At 75.1% G+C, this 14,126-nt stretch carries 8 protein-coding genes; 2 read left to right on the top strand and 6 right to left on the bottom strand.

What is annotated here, in order from left to right:
- The first annotated feature begins 243 nt into the window (after positions 1-243).
- Positions 244-1,194: an HD domain-containing protein gene (locus tag ACQ5SO_RS18450; RefSeq protein ID WP_430943113.1), complete on the top strand. Its 951-nt coding sequence runs from the start codon at positions 244-246 to the stop codon at positions 1,192-1,194.
- A gap of 129 nt (positions 1,195-1,323) precedes the next feature.
- Here the strand turns inward: ACQ5SO_RS18450 and ACQ5SO_RS18445 are convergent, their stop codons facing one another.
- From ACQ5SO_RS18445 to acuI, 6 genes are all read right to left on the bottom strand, one after another.
- A complete protein-coding gene (locus ACQ5SO_RS18445) occupies positions 1,324-1,935 on the bottom strand; it encodes a hypothetical protein (protein WP_430943112.1) in 612 nt (203 codons plus the stop codon).
- A gap of 152 nt (positions 1,936-2,087) precedes the next feature.
- Positions 2,088-6,827, bottom strand: a complete 4,740-nt coding sequence (locus tag ACQ5SO_RS18440) for a translocation/assembly module TamB domain-containing protein (protein ID WP_430943111.1) — start codon at positions 6,825-6,827, stop codon at positions 2,088-2,090.
- 8 nt (positions 6,828-6,835) lie between these two features.
- The gene (locus ACQ5SO_RS18435; RefSeq protein ID WP_430943110.1) at positions 6,836-8,704 is read right to left on the bottom strand and encodes an autotransporter assembly complex protein TamA; all 1,869 of its coding nucleotides are present in this window, start codon (positions 8,702-8,704) and stop codon (positions 6,836-6,838) included.
- A gap of 379 nt (positions 8,705-9,083) precedes the next feature.
- Positions 9,084-10,124, bottom strand: a complete 1,041-nt coding sequence (locus ACQ5SO_RS18430; RefSeq protein WP_430943109.1) for a class I SAM-dependent methyltransferase — start codon at positions 10,122-10,124, stop codon at positions 9,084-9,086.
- 113 nt (positions 10,125-10,237) lie between these two features.
- Positions 10,238-11,158, bottom strand: a complete 921-nt coding sequence (locus ACQ5SO_RS18425) for an Ig-like domain-containing protein (RefSeq protein ID WP_430943108.1) — start codon at positions 11,156-11,158, stop codon at positions 10,238-10,240.
- 341 nt (positions 11,159-11,499) lie between these two features.
- Positions 11,500-12,489: an acryloyl-CoA reductase gene (acuI, locus tag ACQ5SO_RS18420; RefSeq protein WP_430943107.1), complete on the bottom strand. Its 990-nt coding sequence runs from the start codon at positions 12,487-12,489 to the stop codon at positions 11,500-11,502.
- 186 nt (positions 12,490-12,675) lie between these two features.
- Here acuI and ACQ5SO_RS18415 point away from each other — a divergent pair, with 186 nt between their 5' ends.
- On the top strand, positions 12,676-14,028 hold the full coding sequence (locus tag ACQ5SO_RS18415) for a lyase family protein (protein ID WP_430943106.1): 1,353 nt from the start codon (positions 12,676-12,678) through the stop codon (positions 14,026-14,028).
- The last annotated feature ends 98 nt before the right edge of the window (positions 14,029-14,126 follow it).

Here is a 14,126-nt window from a genome sequence, read left to right as displayed (position 1 = left end):
AGGGAGAGGGGGGGTGACCCCCCCCCCCCCCCCCCCCCATCCCCCCCCCCCCCTCCCCCCCCTCCCCCCCCCCCGCCGCCGTCTCGCTCAAGCCCCCGACGCCGGGGGCTTTTGCATGTTCAGGCTTCTTCCCCCCGCCCCAGAAAAAGGGGAGGGTTCGGGAGGGTTCCCCCTCCCGATGGGGCCGACGCACTGCGTCGGCGGGGCGAAGCCCCCGCAACAGCGAACCAACGGAGACCCGCGATGTCCGCCGAAACCCTCACGCTCCGGGTCGAGGCCCCCTCGGACCGCGCCGCCCTCATCCGCGCCGCAGCGCGCCGCCGGATGACGCCCGCGGGGCTGCTGGTCGAGGGGCTGGTCCTGCGCGCCGAGCTGGAGATCATGGCCCGCGCCGGCGGCGCCCCGTCCGAGGCCCGGGCCGAGGCGCTGACCGCAAGGATGCGCGCGGTGGAGGACGGCGCGGGCGGGCCGACCTTCGACGCCGGGGGCCGCATCACGCTGACCCTCGCCGCCCCCGAGGACCGCGCCGACCTCGCCCGCGCCGCGCTCCAGGCGGGCCGCGCCCCCGGGGACTGGGCGCAGGAGGTGCTCTCGGACTGCCTGCTCCCGTTCGAGACCGCGGACCTCGCCGCCTGGGCCCGGGCAGGGCGCCCGGCGCCGCACCCGCACTGGCGCGCCTCGGAACGGCTCGCGCGGCTCGACGCCGGGCGCGCGCCGGCGCCATCCGGCGCCCCGGACCTGCTGGACACCGAGCTCTGGGTCCTCGCCCTGTTCCGCGAGGTGACGGACAAGGCGGGCGCCCCCTATTTCGACCATCTCGACCGGGTGGCCGAGGCCCATGACCGCCTCTTCCCCCATGCGCCGGAGGAGGAGACCCACGCCGCCTGGCTGCATGACGTGATCGAGGATTGCGGGGTGACGGAGGCGGAGATCCTCGCCCGCGGCTACGCCCCCGCCGTGGCGCGGATCGTGGCGGCGGTGACGAAGACCGGCCCTGCGCCCTATGGCGAATGGGTCGCGGGGATCGCCGCCTCGGGGGATGCGGGCGCGATGCGGGTGAAGATCGCCGACCTGTCGGACAATGCCGACCCGGCGCGGCTGGCGCGGCTGGACGAGGCCGACGCCGCCCGCCTGCGCGCCAAGTATGCCGGGGCGGCGGAGACCCTGCGCGCGGCGCTCTCCGCCCTGTCCTGAGAACGGCGCCCTGTCCCGAGACACGGGCCCTCGACAAGCGAAGGGGCGCGCCGGTCCCCCGCCGCGCCCCCTCGCCAGGCCCTCGTCCGGCTCCCGCCGCGCCCCCTCGCCAGGCCCGCGCCGCGCGCTTCAGCCCTTGCGGCGCCCCAACCCGGCCAGCGCCAGCGCGCCGACGGCCAGCAGAGGCGCCGCGGCGGGCAGGGGCACGTCCGAGGCGATCGCGTTGGTCACCGACAGGTCGTCGAAATACGCCGCGAACTTGCCGCTCGACACGTTGGTCGAATACACCCCGAGGCCGACCGTGTGCGTCCCCGCGCCCAGCACCCCGAGGCTGAAGGCCGCCTCGGTGAAGGGCGAGGCGTCCTGCGCGCGGGTCATCAGCACCCCGTCGATGGTGACGTCGTAGGAGACCGTGCAGCCCGAACAGACGGTGTTCCCGGCGAAGACGCTGAAGAAATGCTCCACCGCGTCGGTCACCTCGAACACGCGCATCAGCCGGAAGACCGGGCCGATGTTGTCGCCCGTCCCCGGCGTCTTGAGCAGCGAGAGCTCCAGCGCCAGCCCGTCGATGGCGGGCGAGGACGCCCCGGCGACCTGCGTGGTCAGCCCGGGGGCCAGGGTGACGGCCTCCAGCGTCCAGTCGCTGTAATCGCCGTCGTTGAAGTCATCTTCGAGCACGACCGCCGCCGGGGCGGCGACGGGCAGGGCGCAAAGCGCGAGGCCGGCGATCAGGGCGCGCATGGGAAGCTCCGTTCCTTTGGCAAATTCTCTGGCGAGGAGCGCACCCTAATTCGCGCCCGGCTCAAAGCCGCGCGGAGGGATGGATGGAGGGACGGATGGACGGGCGGATGGAGGGACGGATGGGCAGGCGGGCGCGCCGCCCGCCCGCGCCGTCAGAAATCCATCTTCCAGTCGAGCCCGACCGAGGGCGGGTTCTCGCCGCCCGTGGCGCCCTCGACGCTCAGGTTGTCGAAGATCTCGATCTCCACCGTCACCTCGGCCTTGCCGCCGTCCACCGGCTGCTTGGCCCCGACATAGACGCCGTCGACCAGCGAGGTCCCGATCTCCACCCCGTCCGTGCCGACGGCGAGGGTGTCGAGCCCGGCGGATTCGCGCAAAGCCCCCAGCATCCCCTCGTCCCCGCTCGCCAGCGTGGCGGCGGCGGAGGCGAGCTCGGCCGCCTGGCCCGCGGTCAGCGACTGGCGCGACTGGCCGAACAGGATGCGCGGCAGCACCTCCTCCTCCGGCAGCGGCGGGCGGCTCTCCAGCACGATCTCCGGCTCGGACCCGGTGCCGCGCACGGCGATGCGGCCGATCACGTCGTCGCGCTCCAGCTCCATCGCGATGTCGAGCCCGGGGTCGATCTCGGCGCCGCCGTCGAAGGTGATCCGCCCGCGCTCCAGCGTGAAGGGGCGCGACAGCAGCCGCAGCTCGCCGCGGATCTTCTCCACCACGCCGCGGATGCGCGGGGCGGCGGCGGGGCCGGTGACCGCCAGGTCGGCCTTCCACTCGCTCACCAGCCCGCGGCCGCGCACGAAGATGTCGTCGGGCGCCTTGATGGCGAGGTCGAGCTGCGGGCCCGCGCCCGATGCGCCGTTCCCCTCCTCGCGCGGCGGGTCGCCCTTCCACTCGATCTCGCCGAGATCCGCGACCGAGGGGGGCGTGGCGTTGACCAGCCGGATCTCGGCCCGGTCGATCCCCACCGTCCCCGCGATCAGCGGCGCGGCCAGCGGCCCGGCGGCGGTGACGTCGATGCTGACGGCGGCCGAGGCGTCGTCGCGGCGCACCAGCACGGCCGAGCTCGCCTCGACCTTCGCGTCCACCTCGCCCCCCGCGATCCGGGCGGTCACCGTCACCGGGTTGCGCGACCCGTCATGGGCCGAGACGTCGAGCGTCATCGCCCCGTCCTCGGCCAGCCCGGTATCGGCGGAAAGGTCCGCGAGGATGGTCCCGGTCTCGAGGTTCTCGTACCGCCCGCCGGACAGCCGCAGCTCCCCGGACGGCTGCGGCGAGGCGATGGGGCCGGAGAGGGTGAGGTCCACGAAGGCCTCGCCCGACAGCAGGTGGTCGGGGGCCGGGACCAGCGCCCAGAGCGGCGCGATCTCGCCCCGCCAGCGCAGGCTGGCGTCGATCTGCGCGCCGCGCGGCACGTAAGGGGTCATGCCGTTGGGCCGAAGGGGCAGGGCGGCGGTCGCGCGCAGCGGCTCGCCGAAATTCCCGGTCGCCTCGGCCTCGGCGGAAAGCCGCCCGCGGGACCAGTCGGCGCTCGCGGTCAGCGCCATCGGCGCGCCCTCGGGGTCGGCGCCGTCGAGGCGCAGGCCGCGCCCGCTCGCGTCCACCTTTGCGCGGCCCGCGGCGGTGTTGAACTCGGCGCTCACGTCCAGCGCGCCGCTCTCGATCGGCGCGCCGGTGATGCGGGCGGCGGGGGCGAGATCCTCCATCGCCAGCCGCAGCGCGCCCGAGAGCCCGGCCCCGAGGCCGAGATCCCCGGTCAGCCGCCCCCCGGGCAGCGCGAGGTCGAGGCCCCGCAGCCGCGTCTTGGACCCCTGCGTCGACACCACCAGCGGCGCCTCCAGCGCCACGCGGATCGCCGGTTCCGGCGCCCGGCCGGAGCCCTTGGAGACGTTGGCCTCGAGCGTGCTCACCCGCGCCGCCAGCGGCCCGTCGGCATCGACCTGCGCCGCGGCCTCCAGCGTCGCCTCGCGCCCGTCGCGCAGCGTCGCGGCGGCGTCGAGCGCCAGCTTCAGCGCCCCGAGCGGCCCGTCGGCGGTGAAGCTCAGCGGCTTCAGCGTGGCGCCCATCGCCTCGCCGCCCTCGATCCCCGCCCGGGCGGCGATCACCGGCGCCCCGAGCGCGTCGCGTACATCCGCCCGCACCCGGATCGCGCCCAGCCGTGCATCCACCGCCGTGGCGCCGGGGGCGCTCAGCGTGGCCGAGACATCGGTGCGCCCGCCCGCGGGGCCGGTCAGGTCCGCCTTGAGCGTCGCCGACGGGATCGCCGCCCCGCCCGCCGAAATCGTCGTCGCCCTGGCCGTGGCCGTGCCGCGCGGCGCGCTCGCCAGCCCGCTCAGGTCCGCCTCGGCGCTCAGCGCCCGCACCCTTGCGTCGCCGGCGCGCAGCCCCTCGGCCTTCACGGTCGCGCGCACGCCCGGATCACCGGTCACGTCCCGCGCCGAGCCATCTGCCGAGAGCGCCGCCACCGCCACGCCCCCCGGCCCGGACAGCGCCGCCGCGCGCAGGGTTCCATCCACCAGGCCCGCGCCGAACAAATCGCGCAAGCTCGCGTCCAGCGCGATCTCTCCCGCCGCGATGCCGTCCGGCCCGTCCACGCCCTCGATCACCAGCTTCGCCTCGGCATCCGGCGAGGCGGCGAGGTTCCGCCCCGTTCCGTCCAGCCGCAGCGAGGCCGCGCCGATCCCGCCCGGCCCGCGCAGGCCCGAGGCGGTCAGCACGCCATCGGCTTCCACCGCGCCCGCCAGGTCCCGCGCCTTGCCGTCGAACCGCGCGGCCGCCAGCGACAGCCCGTCGGGGCCGGAGGCCCGGGCCACGTCCAGCACGCCCTCCGCCCGCGGATCGCCCATCACGTCGAAGGCCCGCCCGGTGAAGGCCACCCGCCCGGCGCCGTAGCCCATGGCCGACAGCCGCAGCCCCGAGAGGTCCAGCGCCGCGTTCTGCACGCCGCCCGCATGGGACAGCCCAAGATCCCCCGACAGCGCGCCCGAGGGCGGGGCGCCGAGGTCGAACGCCGTGAAGACCGGGCCCAGGTTTTCCAGCCGCGGCGCATCCAGCGCCAGCGAGCCGGACACCAGCGGCCCCGCGAGATCCACCGTCGCGGCCCCGCCCAGCGTCGCGCCGAGCGCGGCGGCGTTCAATTCGGACAGCGTCAGCGTCTCGCCCGCCATCTCGAACCGCGTCGACACCTCCGCCGGGCCGAAGCGCCCGCCGCGGGAGGTGACGTCGAGCACCCCGCCGATGGTCTCTCCCAGCGTCACGTCATGGCGCGCGCGCACGGAGCCGAGGCGCTCCGGCCCCACCCGCAGCGCCTCGGCCGAAAGCTGGCCCTCGAGCCGCGGCGCGGACAGCGCGCCGCTCATCCGCCCCTCCGCCGTCAGCCGACCCGCGGCGTCCTGGCCATAGGCGGCGGCGACGGGCGAGAGGTCCGGCGTGCTCACCCGCCACGAGAGGGCCGCGGCATCCGCGCCCACATCCGCCGTGCCGCTCGCGAACACGTCGAGCAGCGGCGAGGACAGCCGCGCGCGCTCCAGCGTGGCGCGCTGCTCGGCCCCCGCCCAGGCCCCCGCGATGTCCAGCGTCGTGGCGCCCAGAAGCTCGGGCGACAGCTGGTCAAGCCGCAGCCCGCCTGCATCCCCGCGCACGGCGCCCGAGATGTCCTGGCCTGCCACCCGCACGTCCACGTCCAGCCGCGCGCGCCCAAGGTCAACCGGCGCGGTGCGCAGCCCGTCGACGCTCAGCGCGCCCTTGGCGGTCAGATCCGCCACCGTGCCGTCCACGGCGCCGGTGAAGCCGAGCGCGGTGAAATCCACGCCCGGCACGGCTTCGGCCAGCGGCGCGTTCGCCGTCAGCGCAACGTCGAAATCCACCGTCCCCGCGGTCTTGTCATAAAGCCCCGAGGCCCCGGCATTGAGCGCCGGAGAGCGCAGCGATCCGCGCTCCACGTTGATCACGCCCTGGTCGTTCTCGCGCACCTTCAGGTCCAGCTGCGCCTCGTCGCCCATCGCCGCGGCGATGTCGGGCGCAAGCGCCGGGCCGGGGCGCAGCGTCAGCGCCAGCTCTGCGTCCAGCGCCGCGCGGGCGTCGAGCCGCGCGCGCCCCGCCACGGTCAGCATCTGCTCGGCCTCGGCGGACAGGGTCGCCTGCCAGTCCGAGAGCGGCCCGCCCGCATCCAGCGACACCCGCGCCGCCGCGTCATCCGGCAGCCCCAGGAAGGCGGCGGCGATGCCGCGCGGGGCCTCCTCGGCCGTCAGCCTAAGCCCCAGCGTCCCGGCCGCGAAGTCGCGCAGGTAATCGAGCCGGATCTCCCCCGCCACCGCGTCGGTGCGGGTCAGCACCAGCTCCGCGGCCTGCTCATCCCCCGCATCGCGGGCCGAGCCCACGGCGTCGAAGCCGATCGACCGGTCCTCGGCCAGCACGCCAGCGGCCAGGAAGGTCCGCTCCAGCGCCAGCTCGCGCAGCTGCACCGTCAGCGGCGCGCGCGGCCAGTCGAACAGGCCCCGCGGCTCGCCCTGGGCGATGGCCGCGTCCTCCTTCACCTCGACCTCGGGCAGGTTCGGGCGCCGCTCCACCCGCAGCCCGCGGGTGGCGAGCCGCTCGATGTCGAGCTCCCCCGACAGCAGCGCGCGGGCGTTCCAGCGCAGCGAGAACGCCTCGGCCCGCAGCCACACGCCGTCGCCGTCCGAGATGGTCACGCCCACGAGTTCCGTCACCCCGTCCTCGGGCTGCTCGATGCTCTCGGCGCGGATCTCGAACGCGCCCTCGACCGAGATCTGGTCCAGCGCGAATTCGATCAGGGAGTTGCGCAGCCCCCCGAAGGAGAGCGGCGCGGCGGGGGTCGCGACCAGAAGCCCGGCGGAAAGGGCGAGGACCGAGGCGGAGCGGGAAAGGGTTCTGAGCATCATGCGCCTCACCACGCCTGGCCGATGGAAATGTAGAACTGGAACGGGTCGTCCACGTCGCGCGGGTTGATCGGCGCCGCGACGTCGAGGCGGATCGGCCCGGCGGGCGAGCCGTAGCGCACCCCGAGCCCGCCGGCGAACAGCAGGTCGTCCCCGTTGGCGAAATAGGTCTCGTCCCCGACCATGCCCGCCTCGACGAACACCGCGCCGCGCAGCGCGCCGTAAAGCGGCGTGCGCAGCTCCACCCCCAGCTCCACCGCCGAGCGCCCGCCGGTGGGCAGGCCGTCGGCGTCGAGCGGGCCGATCAGGTCCTCGGCATAGCCGCGCACCGACCCGCCGCCGCCCGCGTAGAGGCGGCGCTGGGCGGGGATGTCCGACAGCGCCTCGGACAGGATCGAGGCGGCGCGCAGGCGGCCCGCCAGGATGAAGTCCTTCTCCTCGTCCAGCGGCAGGTAGCCGCTGACCGAGCCGTCGAGCGCCAGCAGCACCGCGCCGTCGCCGTCGACCACCGAGTAATAGGGGGTGGCCGCCGCGGCGCCGCGCACGCCCGTCGTCGGGTCCAGCAGGTCGTCCGCGCCGTCATAGGAGATGAAGACCGGCGCGCCGACGATCCAGGTGTCCGAGGTGACGCCCGCCTGGGTGGTCTGGGCGAATTCGCCCAGCGCGCCGACGCCGACGGCGACCCGGTCCGACAGCTGGCGCCGCACCGAGGCGGCGAGCTCGAGCCCCGTGGATTCGAAGGCGTTGACGGATTCGTTGTAGACCGTCGCGCCCAGCGCCAGCTCCTGGCCCGGGCGCAGGAACTGGGGCTTGCGGAACACGGTCTCGAACACCTGCTCCTCCGTGCCGCCGATCGCCTCCATCTCCAGCCGCTCGCCCTGGTTGAAGAGGTTGCGGTGGATGAAGCCGAGGCGCAGCTCGGGGCCGAGATCGGCGGTGTAGCGCAGCCCGGCCGAGACGGTGCGCGGCTCGGCCTCCTCCATCACCACGGCCACCGGGGCGATCACGGCGCCGGTCTCGTCGCGCGCGGCGCCCTCCGGGGGGGCGTCGGGCAGGCGGACCGAGACGCTGTCGAACAGGTCGGTGCGCGCGAAGGCCTTCTGCTGGTCGCGCAGGTCGTCCTGGCTGACCGGCGCGCCGGGCGGCAGCGAGAGGTACGTGCGCAGGTGCGCCTCGCTGACCGAGGGCGCGCCCTCGATCGAGGTCTCGCCGTACACGGCGGCGGGGCCGATGGCGATGATGGTCTCGACCTCGATGCTCTTGGCCTCGGGGTCGGCCACGGCGCGGCGCCCGCGGCGCTTGGCCCAGTAACGGCCCTCGGCCTTGAGCTGGCGCAGGGCGGCGGCCTCGGCCGAGAGGATTTCGGCCGCGGCGGCGGGGGCGCCGATGGGGGCGCCGAGGATCTCGGGATCGAGCGGCGCGGGCGCCGGCCCGCCGCCGTCGTCGATCAGAACGAAACGGTGCCCGGCCAGGGTGTAGCGCGGCCCGGGGATCAGGCGCAGCGTGGCGACGGCGGGGGTCGGCTCGCCCTTCTCGTCCTCGCCCGGGGCGGTGACGACGGCCTCGGCGGTGCCCTCGAACCAGCCGAAGGAGCGCAGGATCTTGCCCGCGATCTCGATGTCCTGCTGGGCGCGGCGGCGCAGCAGGGCGACCGAGTTCGCGCCGTCCTCTTCGCGCCGGAAGATGCGCAGCGATTCGCGCGCCAGCGCGTCGACCTCCTCGTTCGGCGCGTCCTCTAGCGTCGCTTCATAGGCCACGGCGCTCTCGGGCTGCGTGAAGGGCAGCTCCTCGATGGCGGTGTCCTCGCGGTCCGAGCAGGCGCCGAGCAGGAGGGGGGCCGCGAGAACGGCGAGGGCGGCGAAGGGAAGGCGGGGCATGTGGCGTACGGCGCTCCGGGTGCGCGGCGGGAAGGGCGGCGTCGGGGCGCGTCGCGCGCGCCGGGCTCGGAGCAAGGTGGCGCAGAGCGGCCCCGGTTTCAAATGCGCAGGTGGTCGGGGGCGGCCTTGCGCCGCGCTGGGCGGGCCGCTGTTCCGAGGGGTGGGACGCAGGGCGCAGCCGGGGGGTGCGCCGGGGCGCGCGGACGGTCCGGGGCGGCGAGCGGGCGCCGGGGCCGGGCAGGGGGGCGCGCGGCGTTGCACGGGGCCGCGCGTCCGGCGTCGCGCGGGCTGCGCCGGGGCGCCCGCGCGGCGCGGCGGGCGGGGGCGCGTGCGGCAGGGGGGCGGGCGGCGCGGGGGCCGCCCCGTGGCTAAGGCGCCCTCAGCTCTTGCGCGGTTTGCGGGCCTTGAAGACCTTGTAGCGCGTGGTCCGCTCCAGCGTCTCGACGATGCCGAACCGGGCCTCCAGCTCGCGCTCATACGGAAGCTGCTGGTTGGCCACCATCCAGAAGGTCCCCGAGGGCTTCAGCGCCGCGGCGGCGGCGGCGAGGAACGCTTCCCCGAGATGCAGCGCCACGTTGCGGCCCGCGTGGAAGGGCGGGTTGGAGACGACATGGTCATAGGTCCGCGCGGGCAGGGCGCCCGGCGCCGCGACATCGGTCCAGTGGAAGCTCACCCGCGGATCGTCCAGCGCCGCGCGGGCGCAGTCGAGGCCCGCGGCCTCCGCCTCGTGCAGGTCCAGCGCCGCCACCTTCTCGGAGGCCAGCACCGCGGGGGCGAGATAGCCCCACCCGGCCCCGAGATCCGCGACCCGGCCCGACAGCCCGCCGATCCACGGCGCGAGAAGCTGCGAGCCCGGGTCGGGCTCGGTCCAGGAGAAGAGGCCCGCCTCGGTGGTCCAGGCGCGCCCGGCTTCCTCGACCCGCGGGGCGCGGGCGGCCTCGGCGATCCAGGCGGCGAAGGGGGCGGGGGTGTCCTCGCCCCGCTGCATCCAGATCACCCGGCCATGGTTGCGCGGCTCGACCCCTGCGAGGTCCACGAGCTTGCGCAGCTCCTTCTGCAGGCTCTCGACCCCGTCGGTCTTGGCCCCGGCCAGCAGCACGTATCCGCCGGGCGCGACCATCGCCCAGGCGCGGGCGATGTTGGCGCGGTTCTCGGCCTTCGAGCGGGTGAGGGCCACGGCGGCGGCGGGCGCGCCCGTCGGCTCCGGGTCGAAGCGCGCGGTCACCTCGGCGCCCTGCGCGGCCAGCGCGTCATGGTCGGGCTTCGCGCCCTGCTCGCAGGCGAACAGCTCCGGGCGCAGCGCGGGCGAGGGGCGCGCGCGCAGGCAGGGGACGGGGGCCGGGGCGCCGTCGGCGCGCGCGGGGGTCGGGATCGCCCCTTCCTCGAACGGAAGGGCGAGAAGGGCCATGGGATCGAACATGGCGCAGCCCATACGCCCTTCGCGCCCCGAGGGGAAGGGATTCGGCGGGCGAAGCGAAGGGGGCGGGCGCCGCGCGGCGCCCGCCCCCTTGTCCGGCGTCCGGGGCGGCGGCCTCAGCCCAGCAGCAGCTCCTCGCGCGCGAACTCGAAGCTCTCGACGCTGAAATAGCCGTACTCGGCCGAGAGGCGCAGCTCGTCGAACCGGGCGACCGGGTCCAGCGCGGCGTCCGGGGTGATGGTCAGCGTCGCGCCCGAGAGGGTCGCCGCAGAGGCCACCACCGCGTCGTCCGAGGCGCGGTGCAGGGTGACGCCCGCGGCATCGACCAGCGCGGCCGCCTCGTTGAACGAGACGGTGATGGCGGCGGCGGCGTCCACCCCCGTCGCGTCGTCGGCGGGGGAGAGGGCGGCGACCAGCGGCGGGGTCACGTCCGGCCCGGCGCCCGAGATGGTGAAGGTTCCGGTGAAGCTCTGGGTCGTCGAGTTGCTGCCGGTGGTCCAGTTGGCCGGGTCATAGAGGCCCGCGCGCAGGGCCGCGACACCGCCGGTGGTGGGGCCGTCATAGACCACGTTGTCGATATGGGCGATCGAGACGGCGGAGACGCCGTCGACCAGGCCCGGGGGCAGGTCGGTCTCGTTGGAATCGTCGGACCCGGCCTGCCAGGCGCCCGCGGTCGAGAAATTGTTGATCGCGCCGATGAAGCTGGGCGCGTCGGCGCTTCCCTGGAAGGCGAGCACCTGGTCGCCGCCGCCCGAGAGGTTGAACGAGCCTTCCGCCGCCAGCACCGTGCCGAAATCGGCCGTCTGCGCCGCGGTGTCGATGGTGATCACCGTGCCCGCGGCCAGCGCCGCGCCCGAGGTCCAGTCCAGGATCCCCTCGGAGCGGCGCAGCGCGCCCGAGCTCAGCCAGCCATTGTCGGTGAAGGAGATGGTGGTGCTTGCGTCCACATCGGCCAGCAGCACGAAGGAGAAGGTCTCGATGCTGTCGGCGTTGAAGGTGGTGAAGCCGATATCTCCGGCGGAAAGGGGGGTGGCCATGGCGAAACGATCCCGGGACTGAAGCGGTTGGGGGGCGCCGCGCAGCGGGTACGCGCGCGGCGCCGCGGAATGATGCAGGCTGGAAAATGGCGGCCGGCGGCTTCAGTTTTGTGACTGTTCGGTAAATTTCCAAGAGAAGTTTCTGCGCGTAACGCTGCGGCAGGCGCGAAAAAAGCCGCGGAACTTCACGCTTTGTTCAAGAATCATCGGGCGCGGGATGCTGCGGCGCCGCATTGGCGCCGGGCGGCGCGCGGACGGTGTGCAGACGCAAAAACAAGGGGCGACGGCCCGCGCCGTCGCCCCTTTTCGGGTCGTCTTGAAAGGCCCCGCGGGGCCGGGCGTCAGAGGTCCACGACCACGCGGCCCTGCACCTGGCCCTTGAGGATGTCGGCCCCGAGGCCGGGAAGGTCGGCGAGGGTCGCGGGCTTCACCATCGCCTCGAGCTTGTCCATCGGCAGGTCCTTCGCGATCCGTTCCCACGCGCGCAGGCGGTTCTCATAGGGCTGCATCACGCTGTCGATGCCGAGCAGGTTCACGCCCCGCAGCAGGAAGGGGATGACGGTGGCGGGCAGACCGGCGCCGCCCGCAAGGCCCACCGCGGCGACGGAGCCGCCGTACTTCATCTGTCCCAGCACGCGGGCCAGCATGGCGCCGCCCACGGCGTCGACGCAGCCCGCCCAGGTCTCGGTCTCGAGCGGGCGCTTGACCGTCTCGGCCAGCTCCTCGCGCGCCACGACCTGGGTGGCGCCGAGGGATTTGAGGTAGTCGGCGCTCTCGGGCCGGCCGGTCACGCCAGCGACCTCGTAGCCGAGATTGGCGAGGATCGCGACAGCGACCGAGCCGACGCCGCCCGCGGCGCCGGTGACCAGCACCGGGCCATTGCCGGGCTTCAGCCCGTGATCCTCAAGCGCCATGACGGCGAGCATCGAGGTGAAGCCCGCGGTGCCGACGGCCATGGCCTGGCGGGTGGTGAGGCCCGAAGGCAGCGGGACCAGCCAGTCGGCCTTGACGCGGGCCTTCTGGGAATAGCCGCCCCAGTGGACCTCGCCCACGCGCCAGCCGGTGAGGACCACCTTGTCGCCGGGCTTGTAGCGCGGGTCCGAGCTGTCCTCGACCGTGCCGGCGAAGTCGATGCCGGGGACATGGGGCCACTTGCGCACCAGCCCGCCGCCCTTGGGGCCCATGCACAGCCCGTCCTTGTAGTTCACGGTGGAATGCTCCACCGCCACCGTCACCTCGCCCTCGGGCAGGTCCGACAGCTCCAGCTGTCTGACCGCGGCGTGGGTCTTGCCGTCCTCGTCCTGCTCGATCACCAGCGCGTCGAAGGCCATGTCTCTCTCCCGTTCTGTCCGGCGCGCGGCGGGCGCGCGCGGCTGCGTTCCGCTTGGGCGCAAGACTTGCGCGCGGCAGGGGGCGGGTCAACCGCGGGGGCGCATGGGTTTGCGCACAGCCGGGGTGCGGCGGCGCCGGGTCCCCTCGCTTTTGGCGCGCCGCCATGGCAGGGGAGGGCGCAAGACATGTCGCAGGAGGCCCAGATGTCCGTCACCCCGTTCGATTCCCCGATGATGCGCGATCTTCTCTCGGACAAGGAGCTGGCGGGGCTGTTCACCGACCAGGCCGAGGTGCGGGCGATCCTGCTGTTCGAGGGCGCGCTGGCGCGGGCGCAAGGCAAGCTGGGGCTGATCCCGGAGCTGTCGGGCGAGGCGATCCACCGCGCGGCGCGCGAGACGGCGATCGACCCGTCGGGGCTGGCCGCCGGGACGGCCTCGGCCGGGGTGTCGATCCCCGCGCTGGTGGCGCAGTTCCGCGAGGAGATGAACGCGCCCGAGCACGCCGCCTTCGCGCATTGGGGGGCGACGAGCCAGGACGCGGCGGATACCGGCCAGGCGCTGCGGCTGAAGCGGCTGGCGGCGGTGCTGGATGCGCGGCTGGCGGAGATCATCGCGGCGCTGGGGGATGCGGCGGAGGAACATGCCGAGCTGCCGATGGCGGCGCGGACCCGGGCGCAGATCGCGACGCCGACCACCTTCGGCGCCCGCGTCGCCGCCTGGGGTGCGCCGCTGATCCGGGCGCGGGCGCGGCTGGCGCGGGCGGCGGAGGGCGTCGCGCTGGTCAGCCTCGCCGGCGCCTCGGGGAACATGGCGGCGATGGGCGCGCAGGCCGAGGAGGTGGCGCGGCTGGTGGGCGAGGAGCTGGGGCTCTCCGTCCCCGCGCTGCCCTGGCATGCGGGCCGCGACGGGCTGGCGGAGTTCGGCGCCGCGCTGGCGATCCTGTGCGGCAGCCTCGGGAAGATGGGGCAGGACCTGGTGCTGCTGGGCCAGTCGGAGATCGGCGAGGTCCGGGCGGGCGAGGGGGGCGGGTCCTCGACCATGCCGCACAAGTCGAACCCGGTGGGGGCCGAGGCGCTGGTGGCGCTGGCCCGGCACGCCTCGCGCCTGTCGGGGGGGCTGCAGGAGGCGCTGATCTTCGCCGGGGAGCGGGACGGCGCGGCCTGGCAGCTGGAGTGGATGAGCCTCGGGCAGCTTTGCGTGGCGGCCGGGGCGGCGACGCGGCATGCGCAGGGGCTGGCGCGGAGCCTGCGCCCGGACGGGGCGCGGATGCTGGCCAACATGGACGCGACGGGCGGGTTGATGATGGCCGAGGCGGCGATGTTCGCGCTGGCGCAGGCGATGCCGCGCCCCGAGGCGCAGGCGCTGGTCAAGGCGGCCTGCGCGACGGCGGTCGAGCAGGGGGCGCACCTGCGCGCGGTGCTCGAGGAGCGCAAGGAAGCGCGCGGCGCCGATCTGGGCGCGGCCTTCGATTATTCGCGGCATGTCGGGCTGGCGCCGGTGCTGGCGATGCGGTTCGCGCAGATGGCGCGGGAGGGGTGAGGGCCTTCGGGCCAGTGTGAGGGGCGGCGCGCGGGATGGCGGCGGCGCGCGGCTGCCGGACCTCGCGGCCCTGCGGTCCGCATCGGCCCGCCCGCCCC

Origin of the sequence: Rhodovulum sp. DZ06, from assembly GCF_050586345.1 — a bacterium.
Classification (GTDB): Bacteria; Pseudomonadota; Alphaproteobacteria; order Rhodobacterales; family Rhodobacteraceae; genus JBOCEF01.
Note: the sequence above shows the minus strand (reverse complement) of the source record. Positions and strands in the feature narration are given on the sequence as shown.

Excerpts from the sequence above, each read along its gene's own strand:
- ACQ5SO_RS18430 (WP_430943109.1), bottom strand. The coding sequence starts at position 10,124 with ATGTTCGATCCCATGGCCCTTCTCGCCCTTCCGTTCGAGGAAGGGGCG.
- ACQ5SO_RS18415 (WP_430943106.1), top strand. The coding sequence starts at position 12,676 with ATGTCGCAGGAGGCCCAGATGTCCGTCACCCCGTTCGATTCCCCGATG.
- ACQ5SO_RS18445 (WP_430943112.1), bottom strand. The coding sequence starts at position 1,935 with ATGCGCGCCCTGATCGCCGGCCTCGCGCTTTGCGCCCTGCCCGTCGCC.
- ACQ5SO_RS18450 (WP_430943113.1), top strand. The coding sequence starts at position 244 with ATGTCCGCCGAAACCCTCACGCTCCGGGTCGAGGCCCCCTCGGACCGC.
- ACQ5SO_RS18440 (WP_430943111.1), bottom strand. The coding sequence starts at position 6,827 with ATGCTCAGAACCCTTTCCCGCTCCGCCTCGGTCCTCGCCCTTTCCGCC.
- ACQ5SO_RS18435 (WP_430943110.1), bottom strand. The coding sequence starts at position 8,704 with ATGCCCCGCCTTCCCTTCGCCGCCCTCGCCGTTCTCGCGGCCCCCCTC.
- ACQ5SO_RS18425 (WP_430943108.1), bottom strand. The coding sequence starts at position 11,158 with ATGGCCACCCCCCTTTCCGCCGGAGATATCGGCTTCACCACCTTCAAC.
- acuI (WP_430943107.1), bottom strand. The coding sequence starts at position 12,489 with ATGGCCTTCGACGCGCTGGTGATCGAGCAGGACGAGGACGGCAAGACC.